This window comes from Pseudoalteromonas sp. SWYJZ19 (assembly GCF_015864375.1).
Lineage (GTDB): Bacteria > Pseudomonadota > Gammaproteobacteria > Enterobacterales > Alteromonadaceae > Pseudoalteromonas > Pseudoalteromonas arctica.
This window is the reverse complement of sequence record NZ_JADYXI010000009.1, coordinates 135,591-154,794: the sequence shown is the minus strand read 5'-3', so window position 1 is coordinate 154,794 and position 19,204 is coordinate 135,591. Positions and strand designations below refer to the sequence as shown.

The window sequence follows — 19,204 nt, the reverse complement described above, 5'->3', positions numbered from 1 at the left end:
AGTGGGTCTTGTCACCAAACCCACACATTTAGTCAGTAAACATATCTCTATTAAGATTGTATTTACTCATTTTATCGTAAAGTGTTTTACGAGCAATTTGCAGTGTTTCCATAGTGTTTTTAATACTGCCGTGGTTTTGCTCAAGCGCGTACTCAATAAGTGACTGCTCATAAAAAGAGACTTTTTCAGATAAGCTTAAATCGGGAGATAAGCCACCTAATTGTTGTGTTTTAACTTCAGCAAAGGCAAGTTCGGCACCAAGTAATACAGCTCGCTCTGCTTGATTTCTTAGCTCTCTCACATTGCCCGGCCAGTCATAGGCAACTAACCGCTGTTGTATTTCGTAATTTACTGCCGCCGGCGGCTTATGATAGCGAGTTGCAGCAATAGAGCTAAAGTGTTTAAACAAAAGTAATATGTCAGCTTTTCGCTCTCGTAATGGCGGAATATTAACGTTAACCAAACTAAGTCTGTAGTATAAATCAGCTCTAAAATCACCCTTTTCAACTAACGCAAGTAAGTCTACTTTTGTAGCTGCAACAATTCTGATGTTTAAATCAATTGCTTTGTTATCGCCTACAGGTGTTACTTTTCGCTCTTCTAATACGCGTAATAACTTAACTTGCAGTGCCATTGGAGTGCTTTCTATTTCATCTAAAAAGACCGTACCACCTTGTGCATATTCAAACTTACCTTTTCGACTTTGAGTAGCCCCTGTATATGCACCACTTGCTGCACCAAACAATTCGCTTTCTATTAACTGCTCTGGTACTGCGCCACAATTAATAGCAACAAAATTACAGCTAGAGCGATTACTCTGATCGTGTAGATACCGCGCTACAAGTTCTTTACCTGTGCCAGTTTCACCTTCAATCATTACATCGGTTGGGGTATCTATAATTGTGTTTAATAAGTGCATCATGTGTTGCATTTTAGGTGTGTCACCTAGTATGCGTACACCTGGGGCTGAGGTTTTCTGTACAGCCACTTTTAATGCGCGGTTCTCCATAACAAGGCTTCGTTTGTCGCACGCTCGTGCTATGCAATCAAGAAGATGTTCGTTAACTGGTTTTTCAAATAAATCATACGCACCTAATTGCATCGCTTTAACTGCTATCGATACATCAGCGTAACCAGTTAAAAATATTACAGGGAGCTCACTATCAAAAGCCGTTATTTGCTCTAAAAGCGTTAGGCCATCCATGTTCGGCATATTTATATCGCTCAGCACAACTCCAGCAAAGCGCCTATTGAGTTTGCTAAGAGCGGTGCTTGCGTCATTAAAACACTCAACGGTGTATCCTTCGAGAGTGAGCAATTGCTTTAAAGAGTCTCTGATCATTGCTTCATCATCAATGACTATTATGTGATTACATGGGGAGCTATCAATCATCTTTATTTTCCTGCCTGTTAGAGAGGCTAATTATAAATTCAGCCCCGCCTTCAACTCGATTGTGCGCGCTCAAACAACCATTAAACGAATCTATTATTTGTTTTGATATAGATAAACCAAGGCCTAAACCTTTACTTGATTTAGTACTATAAAAAGGTTCAAACAAATTACCAAATGCATGTTGCTCAATACCAGAGCCAGTATCTAAAATCGACAGTTTTACTCGCTCTTCAAAACACTCCAGCTGAAAACTTAAGTTACGAATAATTGCACCATTCATAGCTTGGCTAGCATTAGTAATTAAATTAACAAGTACTTGTTCAAATTTAAGCGAATCGACCCACACAACGACTGTTTCATCAAAATGAGGTGGCTCTACTTGTACGTTATCTTGCTTTAACTGCGCGCTAGAAATCATTAATGCGTTATTAACAAGCCCTGCAAGAGGGTAAGGTCTGAGCTGCATTTTTGAAGGTTTACTAAAATGCTTTAACTGACCTACAATTTGGTGCACTCGATTAACTAATCCCTCAATCACTACTAAGCTTTCACCAAGTGCTGAAGTATTTCCTTTAGCTAATAAACGCTTTGCCGAAGCTAAATAAGTATTAATAGCACTGAGCGGCTGGTTTATTTCGTGGTTGATTCCTGCACTTAGCTGTCCTATTGTCGCAAGCTTTGCAGATTGAACTAAAGCCGTTTGTACTTTTTCCAAAGCTTGAGTGCGCTCAAGGACTTCAAGTTCAAGGCTATGTCTGGAGTACACCAGTTTTTTATAGCCCGCAAAACGAGTTAATAAAATATAACTAACAATAATAACTAAACTACAGATAATAAATACCCAAAATAAGCGAGGCAGTTGAGCTGAATTAACTTTTGTTATATCAACGAGTACGTTCATTGTGGCATTAAAATATCGTAAAGGTCTTTGCGACATTACGTAAAGTTTTTTATCTATTTTTAAATGTTTAATACCTTCATTAGAAAATTGAAACTGCTTAATATACAAAGGCTGATGATCTAAATAAGCCCGACGAGATTTAATATCTCTGCGCATAGTTATATCAAGTTCAGTGAAGCTGTTTAATCGCCACGTTTGCATATCTGACATTGCAATTACCTCATCTGCAAGCTGCAAAAAAAAGTGACTACCCTTTGAAGTATTTAGAAGCTCTCTGTCATCCTCAAATTTACTTACATTCACTTTTAACACAACAACACCAATGGCTTTATTGTCGCGATATACTGCTTGTGAAAAGTAAATACCACGCTCTTTAGAGCGCATGCCTAATGCAAAGTACGCTACTTTTTCGCCTGCAAATGCACGTTTGAAATAAGGTCTAAACGCAAAGTTGCTACCTAAAAAAGTATAATCTGCTTGCCAATTACTACTGGCAATAACTTCGCCTTGAGTATTTAGAACAAAAATATCTGAGGCACCACTGGCTTGTTGAATATCAGCAAGGTAGTTATTAATAGCGTTATAGTGCTGTGGCTGCGCATCTACAAAGTCTATCATTAACGAGTTATAGGTAAGTAACTGGGGAATAGCAGAAAAACGAGCAAGCTCAGTATCAATATAGTTATTTAATTGCGTAACTTGGCGCTCAGCCTGGTAGGTTGCTTGCTCAACATCATGAGAACGACCAAGCCAAAACGTAACAACTAATATAAGTACGAGTAACACACAAACAGTAATGATTTTTTTAGAAAAAGAAAACATGAAGAACTCGCAAAAAATAGCCAAGAAAATTTTAGGGCGCTAGTGTAACGGCTAATCTCTAGCAGAGATATAAACTTTTTGTTAACAACAGTTTTAAAGTGTTTAAAAACAAAAATCGCCGTAAACAACTATGTTTACAGCGATCTGTTTAGCATTAAATTAAAAAAAATTAATTTGTAGCTAATGTTGATCTATTTTTAACATATTTATATAAGCCAATTAACGACGCTGCAATCCAAAATATCTCGATTACAAAGCTCGCTAAATTAAAGTTATAACAAAGGCTAATTAACAGTAAAATTGCCCCTGTTAAATTCATCATATTATACGTTAAGCTAGCTGGAGATGTTTTACCTAGCTGCAGTAAAAAAAATGAACCAACTACTAAAAAAGTACCTGTCATGCCTATGATGTCAAATAAGAGTGCTATCACGAAACTATCCTTTATCCATTTTTAAATAACCCAATAAACTGGCCCGATCCATGGGGAGGGTATTTTTTCATTCATTGAAACAGCAAACCGGGCGATTCTATCAATATGGTAAATTCTAACAAGGCCATATGTCCGCATGCACAAGGCTTTATACTTATTCGCTTAATTAAGTATTATTGCGGTTTAGTATTACTTCATATACCTTATTTAAAGGTTACTTTGCCGCCAATTATTTTATAGGCCGGCGCACCGCGAATAATCGCTTCTCGGGCAAATGGCCGGCTACAGTTAGGGCAAATACAAGCCTCTGTTGTAAAGTCTTGGCTAATACGCTCTTTAAAGCACTTAATTAATGTTCCTTTTCCCCCTTTTCGATATTTAAATAAAGAGGCTTTACAAGCAGAGCAAAAAATATCAACCGTTTTAGTAGGGCCTTTTTTGTTGGGTTTTGCCATTACGTCCTGCGGTATTATATAAAGAGTAATTAGCAATTATATCAGTTTAGATGGGTAAAGGTTACCACCTCTGACTTAGAATTTAGATACGGCAGACTTAATCTATAAAGCCCCATTACATATAACCTTTATAAAATAAACACATCCTAATCTTTAAAAAAGAAGCGGTTTAATTGAGATGACAATACATTCATATTAAAAGGTTTGACTATAAACCCTGATACCTTAGCTGCAATAACTTGCTTAACTTTATCTGTACTGTCTTCACAAGTAACCATTAAAACGGGAATATCAGCGAGTTCTTTATCTTTTCGAATGTTAGTAAGTAAACTAACGCCATCCATTTTTGGCATATGAAGGTCAGTAATAACCAAATCGAAATGTTGATTACGCAGAAATACCAAAGCTTGCAATCCATCAGTTGCTTCAACGATATTGCTATACTCTAGTTTTCTAAGCATATTAATTAATACGTGTCGCATGAGTGGCATATCATCAACAACTAATATTCTCATTAGTTTCTTTACCAAATTGTATAAATGGGATTATATAAAACTACTCTACTCGTAGATAAGGATCAAATTTGGATTTGCTGATTATTTAAATCTTACGGCCATATCCCTAAAATGAGCCCCATTAACGAAAATTGTAAAATATGGTACCCCCCGTTAATTAAAAAAAGCTTTAGAGGGCGTTGCTCAAATATATAACTCAATCCTAATGAACTGCCAATCCAAAAAAAGCCAATAATAAAGCCAGTCCCTATACTTTCACCTAAGCTTGCGTCTTTACCTAAAAAAAGAGACAGCATTAAAGCCGCTATAAACACTAAGAAAAAGCTGCCGCCAAATATCAACTTAGGATTAGCCGATTGTAAATCCAGATCAGTTAAGCCAATACTTTCTAGCCATGCATTTTTAAAGAGAGCTTTTGAATACCATATACCGCCAAGCATAAAAGAAGACAGTGCAGCCACTAGTATCGCAAAATAATCTACATCTAAAAGGTTCATACAAACAGCCGTATACAAAAAGTGTAATACCGTTTGGTATTAAATATTAACGGTATAAAGATACTCCCAATGTAGTTATAAATAGGGGATTGAGCAAATAGCCTAACTTAAATTAATTTTTGGTATAGAAGATAATTATAAAAATAAAATTTATAAATCGCCAAATTTTGCATTGGTCAATAAGGCTAAATCAGTTGGCGAGAGTGCTATTTCTAAGCCTCTTTTTCCGGCGCTCACATAAATAGTGTCAAAGAGAGAAGCACTGCTATGAATAAACGTAGCTAGACGTTTTTTTTGTCCAAGCGGACTCACCCCTCCTAAAATATAACCGGTACTAACTTGTACTTTTTGTGGGGCAGCCATAATTACTTTTTTAGCACCACATAGTTTAGCTAACTGTTTTAAATTAACTTGTTGAGATACAGGCGTAACAGCAACAATCAGTTGCCCTTCATGTGTTTCAAGTACTAAGGTTTTAAATACTTGTGCACTGTCTAAATTTAACTTTTCAACGGCTTCAAGCCCGTAGTGACTATTATTCTTATCGTGCTCATAACTGAGTACTTCAAAGGTTTTTTTTTGCTTTTTAAGTAGATCTATTGCTGGTGTCATGCTGTTTCATCTTTTTTATTCACAGTAACAAAAATTAAGTTTAAAGCAAAAAAAACGACGCTAAAAGCGTCGTTTTTTGTTCATAATAATTTAAATTTATTTAGTTAAATCATCAAAAAACTTTTTAACACCGTCAAAAAAGCCTTGCTCTTTAGGACGGTTTTTAGAGCTGTCTGTGCCCATGCTTTCATCTAACTCTTGAAGTAGTTCACGTTGACGCTCGTTAAGATTAACTGGCGTTTCGATTACCACTTTACAAATTAGATCGCCTTGGGCACCACTGCGTACAGACTTAACACCTTTGCCACGCATACGGAACATTTTGCCCGTTTGAGTTTCAGACGGTATTTTAAGTTTTGCACGACCATCAAGTGTTGGCACCTGAATTTCGCCACCAAGGCCTGCTGTAGTAAAGCTAATTGGTACTTCACAATATAAATTATTCGCTTCACGTACAAATATTTCATGTTCACGAACCGATACTTGCACGTACAAGTCGCCCGACGGCGCGCCATGCATTCCGGCTTCGCCTTCACCCGTTAAGCGAATACGGTCGCCTGTATCAACGCCAGCTGGAATTTTAACTGAAAGCGTTTTAGTTTTTTCTACGCGGCCTTGTCCATGACAACTGTTACAAGGGTCTGAAATAATTTGACCTTGTCCCTGACACGTTGGACACGTTTGCTGAACAGCAAAGAAACCTTGGCGCATTTGCACCTGGCCAGCACCATGACATGTAGTACATGTTTTAGGCTTAGAACCCGCTTTAGCACCACTGCCATCACATGGCTCACAACCAACCCATGTAGGTACTTTAATTTCAACTTCTTTACCACGAACAGCTTCTTCTAAGCTTAAGTCCATGTTGTAACGTAAATCAGATCCACGTTGTTGACGAGATTGACGTCGACCACCGCCGCCACCAAAAATATCGCCAAATACATCGCCAAATACATCACCAAAGTCGCCATGTCCGCCACCAAAACCACCGTGACCACCGCCACCACCTTGTTCAAAGGCTGCGTGACCATGTTGGTCATACATTTGACGTTTTTGATCGTCGGTTAAAATTTCGTACGCTTCTTTAACTTCTTTAAATTTTATTTCGAGATCTTTATCGCCTGCGGTACGATCTGGATGATATTTCATCGCTAAGCGTTTATACGCTTTTTTTATGTCTCGCTCACTCGCATCTTTGCTTACGCCGAGGACTTCGTAATAATCGCGTTTTGACATATCTATCACACTACTCTTTTCTGTTTACAGCGTAAGCTGCAGGATAAATCGATAAATCGCATCGATTTATCATTGAATTTTTAAACCTTGAATACATGCAAAAGGCGCGACAAGCTATTGCTCGCGCGCCTCAATTGTTCATCCTAACCTAAACACCTAACTGAGTTAAGTGTTTTTGGCTAGCGAGAAGCGGTAGCAACAATTACTTGTCGTCTTTCACTTCTTCGAACTCTGCATCAACAACGTCGTCGTCTTGCTTAGTTGACTGTTGTTCGCCAGCGTCTGCTGAACCTTGCTGTGCTTTCGCTTGAGCAATTTCCATTAGTTTTTGAGACTTTTCAGCAAGAGCTTGAGTTTTAGCTTCAATCTCTTCTTTATTGTCGCTCTTAATTGCAGCTTCTAAATCTACAACAGCAGCTTCAATTGCTTCTTTGTCTTCGTTTGGTAATGCATCGCCAGCTTCTTCAATTTGCTTACGTGTACCGTGAACTAAAGCGTCAGCTTGGTTACGAGCAGCTACAAGTTCTTCAAACTTTTTATCGTCTTCAGCATGTGCTTCTGCATCACGAACCATCGCTTCAATTTCGTCATCGCTTAAGCCTGAAGATGCTTGAATCGTAATCTTTTGCTCTTTACCTGTATCTTTATCTTTCGCAGATACATGTAAGATACCATCGGCATCAACATCAAATGTTACTTCGATTTGTGGTGTACCACGTTGTGCTGGACGAATACCTTCTAGGTTAAATTGACCTAGAGATTTATTGTCGCTTGAACGTTTACGCTCGCCTTGAAGTACATGAATTGTTACAGCAGATTGATTATCTTCAGCTGTTGAGAACGTTTGCGATTTCTTAGTAGGAATCGTCGTGTTTTTCTCAATCAATGCAGTCATTACTGAACCCATTGTCTCAATACCTAGAGATAATGGAGAAACGTCTAGTAATAGTACATCTTTAACGTCACCAGCAAGTACACCACCTTGAATCGCTGCGCCTACGGCTACTGCTTCATCAGGGTTAACATCTTTACGAGGTTCTTTACCGAAGAACTCTGCAACGATTTTTTGTACTAAAGGCATACGTGTTTGACCACCAACAAGAATAATGTCGTTGATGTCGCTTACTGATAAATCAGCATCAGCAAGTGCACGTTTAAGTGGCTCAATTGTTTTAGTTACTAAATCTTCAACTAGTGACTCAAGCTTAGCACGTGTTAGTTTCACGTTCATGTGCTTAGGACCAGATGCATCAGCGGTTACATACGGAAGGTTTACTTCTGTAGACTGTGCAGATGAAAGTTCAATTTTTGCTTTTTCAGCAGCTTCTTTAACACGTTGCATTGCAAGCGGATCATTTTTAAGGTCTAAGCCTTGATCTTTCTTGAATTCAGCTACTAAGTAGTTGATTACGCGGTTATCGAAATCTTCACCACCTAAGTGAGTGTCGCCGTTTGTAGCAAGTACTTCAAAAGTGTGCTCGCCTTCAACTTCATCAATTTCAATGATTGATAAATCGAAAGTACCGCCACCTAAGTCATATACTGCAACTACGTTTTCGCCACGGTTTTTATCCATACCGTAAGCAAGTGCCGCAGCAGTTGGCTCATTGATAATACGTTTAACTTCAAGACCCGCAATACGACCAGCATCTTTCGTAGCTTGACGTTGTGAATCATTAAAGTATGCAGGTACTGTGATTACGGCTTCAGTTACTTCTTCACCTAAGAAGTCTTCAGCTGTTTTCTTCATTTTTTTCAGTACTTCAGCAGAAATTTGTGGTGCAGCGCGTTTTTCGCCGCCCGCTTCTACCCATGCATCGCCGTTATCAGCTTTAACAATTTTAAACGGCATGATGCCGATATCGCGTTGTACTTCTTCGTCTTCAAAACGACGACCAATTAAACGCTTAATTGCAAATAATGTGTTTGTCGGGTTAGTAACCGCTTGACGCTTAGCAGATTGACCTACTAATGTTTCGCCGTCTTGCGTGTAAGCAATAATAGACGGGGTTGTGCGATCGCCTTCCGCGTTTTCAATAACACGTGCTTTGCCACCATCAAGTACTGCAACACAAGAGTTTGTAGTACCTAAATCGATTCCAATAATTTTACCCATGAAACTTCTCCAACTTCAATATTCGTTAATACGTTCGATGACATAGTAAATAGGGATGCGCCAAACTTATTTCAACTGTAAAAATGAAAAAAAATTCATTTTTTATGATTTATTTACAAAATAACCCTAATAATTGTAAGGAATGATGATTTTTACACCGCTGGAGTCGCTTTTAATTACTGGTCTGACTAGTTTGATTGTGTTATAAATTTATTAAATCGCACTATAAAAGGATATCTTCTATGCATTTTGAACAATTACTTCAGCAAGCTTCAAAAATTGGAAATTCAGACAATACCGAACAATCAACTAGCACAATGCAATTCCCAGAAAACTGGTGTCAGGGCAGAACTGCTTTTGGTGGGCTTTCGGCTGCGCTGTTATATCAAGCAATCAGAGGCAAGGTAACGGATGATCGTCGCTTACTTTCACTCAGTACTAATTTTGTAGGGCCATTACTTGCCGATACCTCTTTTTCATTGTCTGTTGAAATACTGCGCCAAGGTAAAAGCAGTACACAGGTACTCGCCAAAGCGATTCAAAATGAACAAGTGTGCGTAATTGTACAAGCGTGTTTTGCTAAAAGTAGAGAGTCGGGTATTAATGTGCCTGTTTCGAAGTCTTTGGGTTTAAAGCCAGTAGATGAGCGCCACACGTTACCTTTTATAAAAGGTCAGATGCCTGAATTTTTCCAACATGTTGATTTATGCCCCCAACAAGGTGCTATGCCATTTAGTAGTGCAGAAACTTCTCATTTAGGTGGCTGGATGCGCTTTAAACATACGCCCGAACAAATAACTGAAGCCCATGTGATTGCACTTACCGATGCATGGCCGCCAACACTTTTACAAATGTTTAAACAACCCGCTCCTGCAAGTAGCATGTCGTGGTATTTAGAATTTGTGCAAGAGCCAAACTTAACACCTGGAGAATGGCTTGGCTTTGAAGCAATTACTCATCATTCAAAAGATGGTTACGGTTTAGAGGATGGCTGTATATGGTCGCAGTCGGGTGAGCTAATAGCGCTTACACGTCAAACAGTGGCTTTATTTGATTGATGAATGGGTTTGGGTTTGGCCTTCATCAACAATCCTTTTATAAGTACCATTTTGCTTGATGAGCGCCAAACCAATATCAAACTCAGTAGCTAAAGAGAAGTTGTTAAAATAAGCAGGTCGATCTGCTTTTGGAAATAAAGTGTAAATTTGCACAGCTTCGGGGGATTTATGTTGATTGTAGTAATAGTAAAAAATACGCTTATCTAACACAATTACATCAACCCAACCTTTTAACAGCTTATCTACCTGCGCTTTTTGATTAATAACCTCTTGATATGAGCTAAAGTGTTTAACATTCCTTTTAAATATAGGAGGCAGATATGCCGTTGCATTTTGAAAAGCAAGAACGTTTTTATTAAACATGCCTTCTATTTTATCGATGTTATATTTATTTCGCTTGAGTGTAATGGCCACATTTTCATAACTAAGTACCGTTTTACTTGGATAAATACCCGCACTAATTCCTCCAGCATAATTTAAAAGTATATCTACTCCTTTATTATGTAATTGATGCTCAGCGCGTTTATTCGACATATATTGCACATTAATATTAGCAAATCCATTGGCATTTAACGCGGCTTTTATTAAATTTAGGTGTATACCCGAGTCCGTTTTTACAAAAACATAGGGGTGAATTGATGCGCTCGCAGCGATGATTACCTCTCGCTCTTTATTAATAGCCACAGCATTTTGCGAGCAAATAAAGAGCCACATTAATATGTAGTAAAAATAATATTTCACATGCTTCCTTTATATAACGAACAGCTTGATAGCAGAACGCGTTGTATTAATGTATTAAATATAGCAAAATTGAAGAAATATTCTTCTTGCTTGGTATTAAATTGCAAACTGTATGCCCCTGCTGCGATCTGATCATAGATATACCTCGCATAATCGCAAAACAAATGGCGATATGCCCACATTGCCACCATAAACTTTGCGAAGCCGATGTTAATCACGATAGTCGTATAGTTGCACTAAGCTTTAGCGCACTATTAATGCTGCTGAGCAGTATGTTTTACCCTTTTATTTCTTTTAGCAGTAGTGGTATTACTCAAACTATTACTCTGCCCGACGCGGCTCGGATTTTATTTAATTACGATAGTGAACTGCTTGGCTTATTTATCGATTTGAGCATTATTGCTCTGCCTATGGGTTTGCTTCTTATTTTAATTCCTTTGCATCTTGGGCTTTTAAAAACATTACCAGAGGGCATAGCAAGGCGACTACTAAAGTTCACCCTTGCGTTAGAGCCCTGGATTATGTCGGAAATATTTTTAATTGGCGTACTTGTTAGTATGGTTAAAATCATGTCGCTGGCTGATATTAGCTTTGGCACGAGTTTTTGGGCTTATGTGGGGTTTGTTATTTTATACATAGCCGCGCTTGTTCACTTAAATCGCCCACGCTTATGGGCTCAAATAAAGCCTGTAAAAGTACTCGAAGGCGCAGAGCATGCTAAACGTGCAATAGATGAAAATATTAAAGCTTGCCATGTGTGCCATCAACTTTGTACAGGTAATGTATGCCAGCGTTGCCATACTAAAACACATGTCAGAAACCCTTACAGCGTACAAAAAGCAGCAGCTTGGCTAATTACCTCTGTTGTTTGTTATATTCCAGCTAATGTTTTGCCTATTATGCATACCACTAGTCTTGGGGATGAATCCCCTTCAACTTTAATTGGTGGCGTAATTACACTTTGGAAAAGTGGCTCCTACCCTATTGCCGCTATTATATTTTTAGCCAGCGTTGTGGTGCCACTTGCTAAAGCTTTTGTATTGAGCTTTTTATGCTTTATGGTAACGAGGCCTGCCAATAGACATACAAAAAGTTACACCCGAATTTATCAACTGACTGAGTTTATTGGAAAATGGTCGATGATAGATGTATTCGTGGTTGCTATTTTAGTTGCCTTAGTTCAACTGGGTAATTTAATGTCAGTAACACCAGGATTAGGCATTGTATTTTTTACAGTTATGGTAATATGCCAAATGATGGCTGCCCATGCCTTTGACCCACGCTTGTTGTGGGATTCCCCTAAAAACAAAAAATCAGAGAACAAAGCATGACCGAAACTGCCGAAATAACAAAAGAACCGAAAATTTCCGCTATCTGGATCATTCCGGCAATTGCGCTGTTAGTGGGCATGTGGATGTTATACCAATACCAAGCTAATAAAGGCCCTACAATTTTTATCGAAATGCCACAAGCTGAGGGCATTATTGCAGGTAAAACTGAAATAAAAGTGCGCAGTGTAAAAATAGGTCAAATTGATCATGTTCGACTATCAGACACCCAAGACAGCGTTATTGCCCGTGCGCAAATAGACAAAAACTACAATAACTTATTAACTGATGATGCCAAAATTTGGGTTGTAAAACCACGCATTGATGAAACGGGTATTAGCGGAATGAGTACGCTATTGTCTGGTGTATATTTAGAGTTTTCACCCGGTGAAAGTAAAGAGCTAAAAGAGCGTTTTAAATTACAAGACGAACCCGCCCTCATTGGTAAAGATGTGAAAGGTGGCCGTTTTAAATTAATGAGTTACAACGCTGAAGTGCTTGATGTGAGTACCGGTATATTTTTCAAAAATTACAAAATAGGTCAAATAGAAACCGCCACTTTTGATTGGGAAAACCAGGCAATGAAGTACGGCGTATTTATTAAAGAACCTTATCAAAATCTCATAACCATGAACTCTATTTTTTGGGTGAACGCAGGGATTGAAATTGACCTATCTGCCGATGGCATCAATATTAATACGGGCTCTTTAAGTAAACTTTTAAAAGGCGGCATTTCGGTTGGCTTACCTGAGCAACAGGCCCCGGGTGAAATAGCACAAGATGGGCATAGCTTTTCATTAAGCCAAAGCTATAAAGAAGCGCTAGAAGAGCGCTTTTACGATTTTGATTACTACCTCATTGAATTTGAACAATCAGTTCGAGGACTACGCACAGGTGCTCCTGTCGAATATAGAGGTATGCGTGTAGGTACTGTTGTTGAAACCCCTGCCAATGTAATTATTGACGGTAAACCTGCCCACTTTAGAAACCATAATACGGCGGTTCCAGTACTTATAAAAGTAGAATACGGACGCTTGTATCACGACAGTGCCTCAGCTAAAGAGTATTGGCAAGGTAGTTTAAAAGGCTGGATTGAAAGTGGTATGCGCGCCTCGTTAAAGCCTGGTAATTTATTAACGGGTGCAGTATACGTTGATTTTGATATATACCCAGATGCACCGCAAGCGCACCTAGGTAAACTTGTGCAGTATGATGTTTTTCCGAGTATTTCTAGCGGCATAACCGTATTAGCAGACCAAGTATCTGACGTACTTAATAAAGTAAATAACTTAAAAGTTGAAGATAGCTTAGAACAAATGCAAGCCACATTTACCGATTACCGAGCGCTTGCTAATGAAATGCGAGAGCTGCTAAGCCAAAAAGATACACAAAACTTACCAGGCGACTTTAATCGTAATTTCGAAAAGATGACAAAAAGTATGGAGCAGTTTGAAGTAACTATGCGCCAATTTGATAAAACCATGGCCAGTTACCAAGCAGGTTCTGAACTTCATCATCAAATACAGCAAACATTAAAAGAGTTTAAACGTTTAAGCGAGGGCCTACAACCTCTAACTCGCGGATTAAACGAGCAACCTAATATGCTAATTTTTGATAAATCATTACCAGCAGATCCAAAACCAAGGAAGCAATAATGAAATCGTTATTTTTAACTGCAAGTTTATTATTACTATTGGCAGGTTGTAGTTCATCAATACAAACTGCAACACAATATTATCAGTTTGAGCAGCCTATTGGTGCCTCGTCTCGAAATGTGACAGACACAGACGCACAATTAAGAATACAAACAGTTGTACTTAGAGGTGCTTTAAATAATTTAGGTATTGCTATGAAAATAGATAGCAACCAAATTCATGCCGCAAATTACAACCTGTGGGGCGAATCGCCGGATGTAATGCTCACTGCAACAGCCCAGCAAACTCTTTTTAATGCTATGCCAAATTGGATGGTAATAAAGGGCTTACCGGTCATTACTGAACTCGATCAGCAAACGTTTTATGAGCTTGAATACGAAATTCACCACTTTAATGGCGATATGGAAGGTAACGCTGATATTTCAGGGCTTTGGCGTTTATATTACACACACCCTGAAACAGGCCGACGTCTTATAAGTATTCATAATTTTTCAAACCTAGTGCCTATCGATGATGATGGATACGACGGTTTAGTTTCAACGCTTGAAGCAACATGGCTAAATATAAACCTAAATGTTGCAGAACAAATAGAACAAGCAAGACTTTAATCATTAAGTGAAAGTATAATTACGGCGGTTTTATCATTAATTACCGCCGTACCTTTCGCTTAAAACTCCTTCTTTAATAATTTTTATCCTGCTCAACACTCCGCGCCACAAAAAAGTGAGCCATATGAATCACACTATTAAAGCCGCCTCTAATAAACTTAATCAATTTATGTATTTTTTTGTTGACTGAAATTAAAAAGCAGATTATTTTTGCGCCGATGTTTTTACAGGCACAACAATAGCGGTTTGCACTCCTTGCACCGTCTGGCGCCAAAGCCAACGCGTTTCACTTAAACTGCAATTTAACATAACTGTTTATGTGTTCCTCCCACGCGTACAAAAGCAGTGACTTGGAAAATGATTTAACAACAAACTTATCATCTTCTTTGTTTTTGTATAAGCAGCTTGAAAATTAATTTAATTTTGATGCATGCTTTTAATTTTGTGAATACTTAAATGCTTGAACCTTCTGCGTTGAGTTTACTACCACCGTTAGTGGTGGTTGTATTGGCTGTTGTATTACGCCGCCCTATTTTATCTTTACTTATTGGTGCTTTAGTTGGTTTAGTTATAGCCGACCCTGCACAGGTACTTACTAACTTTGCGAGTACATCGCTAAAAGTGATGACAGACGAAACCATCGGCTGGCTAATACTTGTATGTGGTGGTTTTGGCGCACTTATCGCACTATTAGTGCGTACAGGTGGCGCATCGGCTTTTGGCAAGTTAGCTCTTAAGTACACCAAAGGTAAGCGTTCATCGTTGTTCATGACCTTTTGTTTAGGTGTGGTTATTTTTATTGATGACTACTTAAATGCGCTTACCGTGGGTGAAACCATGAAACGCATTACCGATAAATTTAAAGTTAGCCGCGAAATGCTTGCTTACGTTGTTGACTCAACTGCGGCACCAATTTGTGTGCTTGTCCCTTTATCTACCTGGGCGGTATTTTTTAGTGGCTTATTGGTAGATAACGGTATTGCTGAAGAAGGCAAAGGTATTGCTGTTTATATTCAAGCTATTCCGTACATGTTTTACGCGTGGTTTGCAGTGCTTGTTGTTTTACTTGTTGTGTTGGGTGTTATTCCTGCGATTGGTCCAATGAAAAAAGCAGAACAAATGGCGCAAATTGAGCAAGCTCAAGTCGATCCAGCTCAATACAATAACGTTCAAACGGCAGATGAATACGCAGTAAAAGCAGCTGAAGAAAACTTTGAAGACGCTGATCCTAAAGGTAAATTACGTAACTTTTTGGTGCCGATTATTTTACTGGTTGCATTTACTGTTTACTTTGAAATTGACGTATATAAAGGCTTATTAGCAACAATGGCGGTCACTCTCCCATTTTATGCACTACAAAAATTAATGAGCGTAAGTGAAATGATTGAGCGCATGCTTGATGGCTTTAAAAGTATGATCCCCGCGATTGGTACTGTTATAGCGGCGTTTATATTTAAAGATGTATGCGACTTAATTGGTTTACCTCAGTTTGTTATTGGCAGCTTAAGCCCTTATATGACTGCTGCATATTTACCAGCCGTGGTATTTATTTCAATGGCTATTTTAGCGTTTGCAACAGGGTCGAGCTGGGGTATTTTTGCTGTATCAATTCCGATTGTTATGCCACTGGCAAATGCGGTTGATGCAAACATACCACTGGTCATTGGTGCGCTATTATCGGCTTCTTCTTTTGGTAGCCAAGCGTGTTTTTACTCAGATTCAACCGTACTCGCAGCGCAAGGCTCTGGTTGTAATTTAATGAGCCATGCCGTTACACAATTGCCTTACACGCTAATTGCTGCGGCATTAGCTGTTATAGGCTTTTTAATAATGGCTTAAATTTACTTAAATAAAAACCCCAATGTAGCAATACATTGGGGTTTATTTTTAGCTGTATAAATAAAGCTTATTTTTGTAGTTTAATACCATTGTAATAGGCATCAAGCGTTGTGATTTTAGTTTGATTTGGTAAATCGGCAAAGTCACTTTCTATAAACTTAGTACCACGTAATTGCACATTTAAACGTGCCGCATTAGGATTAAGCATTGTTTGCTTGTAGTAGTCTTTTATATCTGCAAGCGTTACTTTTTCAACTTCATCAATCAGCTTTTGCTTAGAATCAAAGGTAAAATTTTCACGGTACCAATCGTTTATAAGTGGGCTCATTTCGTCACTTAAGTTTTTAGGCTGCTCTTTAAGCGATACTAGGGTTGAATTTTTAAGCTGCTCAAAAGTCTCTTCGCTCATGTTATCAAGTTCAACTGCGTATTCTTTTTTAAACTTATCAAAACGAGCTTGTATTTCTTTAGGACCTTTAACCGGTGTTTGAATATACAAACCAATTGCTGAGTAATCCTCGATTGGGCGAGCTAATGCACCTACTGCGTATGCAAGCTGCTCCTCAGTACGCATTTTATCAAACGCAACTGTTCTAAAGTGGCTTTGTAATACAGCCGCTTCTGCTTTTTGTTTGTAACCCGCAACAGGGTGAACGGTCATATCAACCACCGCTACATCAGCTACATCTATATCTTTTTGCAGTACCAGCGTTTCGCCCGGTTGTGGCAACCATGCTTTGCTTCGCGCAAATTCACTGCGTTTATGGTTGCTTGGTAATGTTGCACTTAATTCGTCTGCAATCGCGTCTATATCTTGCTGATTGTAGTTACCGTAACTAAATACGCGTAAATCGTTTTGTGCAAACGTAGCTGTTTTTAATTGTGCTAAGTCGGCAACACTCACTGAGTCAGCGGCTTTAATAAGCGCGTCTGTATCAAAACCACCTGTACGCGTTAGTTTTGAATACTCGCCAAATGCTTGTGCATACGGAAACTGTTTTTGTTGGTTTAGTAAATTACGTTTAAAGCGATCAACTGCTTGGCTAAATGCTTGTGCTGTTTCATCGGCTTTTAATCCGGTTAAAGCTTGTTTAAGCAATACATCTTGTTTATCTGTAAAACCACTCATAGATAAAACAAGACCATTACTCGGCGCAAGGCTTACACTCATACCAGCGATTGCTGCTTCGGTACTTAACTGACTTTGTTGAATATTGTATAAATCAGCCCAAACAGAATAAAGTACTTCTGCCTTAATATCGTTCAAACCGGGTTGAGTATTTATATAAACTTCAACAAGCCCTTTTGGCTGCTCTGCAAATTTTTGACTTGCTTGGCGCCATACTTTTACACCATTTTTATCGTAAGCAAGCTCAGGGTGTTTTTGCTCTTTAAATGCTTGAGTTTTTATTGCAAAATTTTCAGGCAATAAATTGTTTACAGTTGGTAGTGCTAACTTAAATTCGCTTGGTTTTTTCCAGCTGGCAATTTCATCATCGCTAATATCACTAATGCGGTATTTGCCGTCGTAAAAGTGTAGTTGCGAGTCAGTCTCTTCTTGTTGCGATACATACCAAATACGAAGAGTATCGGCATTTAACTGCTCAAGTACTTTATTTACAGCATCAGCGTCAAATTTTGCATAATAGTAAGGTGCATTAATAGCGTGATTTAACGGATAGTCTTGCATGCTTTGCGTAAGTGAACTTACATAATTAAACTCATCACCTTTTTCTAAAAACTTAAACTGGTTATTTAGTGATGTACGAATTTCGTTGAAGTACTTGCTATCAACGCCCTCTTTTTTAATTAAATCGATGTACTGCATAATAGTCGCAACTATTTCGTCACGATTTTTCATGCCTTCATCTGTAAGCTCTGCGTTTACGTTTAATGACCCGTAATTACCATATTGATTTGGTGCAGCTGAAGCTGACAACTGAGATACCCACCCTTTGTCACGAAGCAGTTGCGCTGGGCTGCCCGGCATTTCATTACTTAGTAAATACGCTACAAATCGGTTTGGTTTAAGCGCGAACTCGCTATTATTATTAGCAATGGTGAAATCAAGTTGTAGCTGTTTTACATCTTCATTTGGTGCATAAAACACGCGTTTACCGCCAGCGTTATCAAAATCAAGCTTTGCAGTTACTGTTGGTTTTTCTATGTTTTTATTTTTTATATCAGCAAAGTATTTTTGTGCTTTTTGCTCCATTTCAGCAATAGGTAAATTAGAAATAAGCGCTACTTTCATGACATTTGAAGAATAATATTTATTATAAAAATCAACCGTTTCTTTGTGAAGAGAACTATTTTCTTTGTCACCAAGTGTTTCTAGGTTACCAATTAAAAAGCGATTAGCTGGGTGATCGCCCATCATTTTACGCGCTAGTTTAAATTGACCAAAAAAGTCCATTTCGCGACGCATTGACCACTCTGCGTTTACTGCATTTTTTTCTTTGTCTGTGTATTCAGGGTATAACTTAGGTGCCTTAAAAAAGTCGGCAAAACGGTCTAGCCCTTCATCAAACGCGTCGTTATTAATTTTAAACATGTAATTAGTAATATCGAGCCAAGTATACGCATTGTGCGCGCCACCATTTTTGGTCATAAAATCAGAATACCCTTTTGTATCTGGGTAACGATCAGTGCCTAAAAACAGCATGTGTTCTAAATAATGCGCCATACCCTGTTGCGACATCGGGTCGTGTAGTAAACCTACACCTACACTTAGTGCCGCTGCTGACTTTTCAGCACCAGGATCAGACACTAAAATAACTTCAATATCGTTTGCTAATTTAAGTGTTTTATATTCGCGGTTATCGTTAGGACTTACAACTAACGTGTCTGATAATAAAGAGGCCGGAGGCGCCACAGAAACCGAAGCTGTATTTGAACAACCACTTAAAACTGCAAGTGCGATAGCACTAAAACCAATAATCTTTTTCATTTTTGTTTTCCATTAAAAAGTATTGCGCAAAATAGCATGCGCCAA

The 19,204-nt window shown here is 38.5% G+C and carries 16 protein-coding genes; 5 read left to right on the top strand and 11 right to left on the bottom strand.

The annotated features are described in order from the left end of the window. Window positions 1-28: 28 nt before the first annotated feature. From I6F45_RS11185 to dnaK, 9 genes are all read right to left on the bottom strand, one after another. On the bottom strand, window positions 29-1,393 hold the full coding sequence (locus I6F45_RS11185; RefSeq protein WP_024609208.1) for a sigma-54-dependent transcriptional regulator: 1,365 nt from the start codon (window positions 1,391-1,393) through the stop codon (window positions 29-31). Beyond that, window positions 1,386-3,116 (bottom strand): sensor histidine kinase, encoded by a 1,731-nt coding sequence (locus I6F45_RS11180; RefSeq protein ID WP_024593156.1) that lies wholly within the window; start codon window positions 3,114-3,116, stop codon window positions 1,386-1,388. The genes I6F45_RS11185 and I6F45_RS11180 overlap by 8 nt, the downstream gene beginning before the upstream one ends. Window positions 3,117-3,285: 169 nt before the next feature. Then, window positions 3,286-3,549 carry a CBU_0592 family membrane protein gene (locus I6F45_RS11175; RefSeq protein ID WP_010553937.1) on the bottom strand — a complete coding sequence of 88 codons (264 nt, stop codon included), beginning with the start codon at window positions 3,547-3,549 and terminating at the stop codon, window positions 3,286-3,288. A 203-nt stretch (window positions 3,550-3,752) separates the two neighbouring features. Then, the gene (locus I6F45_RS11170; protein ID WP_165729466.1) at window positions 3,753-4,004 is read right to left on the bottom strand and encodes a hypothetical protein; all 252 of its coding nucleotides are present in this window, start codon (window positions 4,002-4,004) and stop codon (window positions 3,753-3,755) included. Window positions 4,005-4,150: 146 nt separating this feature from the next. Beyond that, entirely contained in the window at window positions 4,151-4,519 is a 369-nt protein-coding gene (locus I6F45_RS11165) for a response regulator (protein WP_024593155.1), read from the bottom strand. Window positions 4,520-4,611: 92 nt separating this feature from the next. Beyond that, window positions 4,612-5,016, bottom strand: a complete 405-nt coding sequence (locus tag I6F45_RS11160; RefSeq protein ID WP_024593154.1) for a DUF1761 domain-containing protein — start codon at window positions 5,014-5,016, stop codon at window positions 4,612-4,614. Window positions 5,017-5,166: 150 nt separating this feature from the next. Continuing rightward, window positions 5,167-5,628: a Cys-tRNA(Pro) deacylase gene (ybaK, locus tag I6F45_RS11155; protein WP_010553941.1), complete on the bottom strand. Its 462-nt coding sequence runs from the start codon at window positions 5,626-5,628 to the stop codon at window positions 5,167-5,169. Window positions 5,629-5,724: 96 nt separating this feature from the next. Next, window positions 5,725-6,864 (bottom strand): molecular chaperone DnaJ, encoded by a 1,140-nt coding sequence (dnaJ, locus tag I6F45_RS11150; protein ID WP_010553942.1) that lies wholly within the window; start codon window positions 6,862-6,864, stop codon window positions 5,725-5,727. Between the two features lie 202 nt (window positions 6,865-7,066). Then, window positions 7,067-8,980 carry a molecular chaperone DnaK gene (gene dnaK / locus I6F45_RS11145; protein WP_008171317.1) on the bottom strand — a complete coding sequence of 638 codons (1,914 nt, stop codon included), beginning with the start codon at window positions 8,978-8,980 and terminating at the stop codon, window positions 7,067-7,069. A gap of 242 nt (window positions 8,981-9,222) precedes the next feature. Between dnaK and I6F45_RS11140 the strand changes: the two genes are divergently transcribed. Further along, window positions 9,223-10,038, top strand: a complete 816-nt coding sequence (locus tag I6F45_RS11140) for a thioesterase family protein (protein WP_024593153.1) — start codon at window positions 9,223-9,225, stop codon at window positions 10,036-10,038. On the opposite strand, the gene I6F45_RS11135 is transcribed toward I6F45_RS11140, so the two are convergent. Continuing rightward, a complete protein-coding gene (locus I6F45_RS11135; RefSeq protein WP_197119945.1) occupies window positions 10,027-10,779 on the bottom strand; it encodes a substrate-binding periplasmic protein in 753 nt (250 codons plus the stop codon). The genes I6F45_RS11140 and I6F45_RS11135 overlap by 12 nt on opposite strands. Before the next feature lie 164 nt (window positions 10,780-10,943). Between I6F45_RS11135 and I6F45_RS11130 the strand changes: the two genes are divergently transcribed. From I6F45_RS11130 to I6F45_RS11115, 4 genes are all read left to right on the top strand, one after another. Then, window positions 10,944-12,110, top strand: coding sequence for a paraquat-inducible protein A (locus I6F45_RS11130; protein WP_024593151.1), 1,167 nt, complete (start codon window positions 10,944-10,946; stop codon window positions 12,108-12,110). Beyond that, window positions 12,107-13,762: an intermembrane transport protein PqiB gene (gene pqiB, locus I6F45_RS11125; RefSeq protein WP_007582433.1), complete on the top strand. Its 1,656-nt coding sequence runs from the start codon at window positions 12,107-12,109 to the stop codon at window positions 13,760-13,762. Before I6F45_RS11130 ends, pqiB begins: the two co-directional genes overlap by 4 nt. Next, window positions 13,762-14,370 carry a PqiC family protein gene (locus tag I6F45_RS11120; protein ID WP_197119944.1) on the top strand — a complete coding sequence of 203 codons (609 nt, stop codon included), beginning with the start codon at window positions 13,762-13,764 and terminating at the stop codon, window positions 14,368-14,370. The genes pqiB and I6F45_RS11120 overlap by 1 nt, the downstream gene beginning before the upstream one ends. 456 nt (window positions 14,371-14,826) lie before the next feature. Then, the gene (locus tag I6F45_RS11115; RefSeq protein WP_007582429.1) at window positions 14,827-16,209 is read left to right on the top strand and encodes a Na+/H+ antiporter NhaC family protein; all 1,383 of its coding nucleotides are present in this window, start codon (window positions 14,827-14,829) and stop codon (window positions 16,207-16,209) included. A gap of 67 nt (window positions 16,210-16,276) precedes the next feature. On the opposite strand, the gene I6F45_RS11110 is transcribed toward I6F45_RS11115, so the two are convergent. Continuing rightward, complete coding sequence (locus I6F45_RS11110; RefSeq protein WP_165728349.1) at window positions 16,277-19,159, bottom strand: insulinase family protein; 2,883 nt, start codon at window positions 19,157-19,159, stop codon at window positions 16,277-16,279. Window positions 19,160-19,204 lie beyond the last annotated feature (45 nt).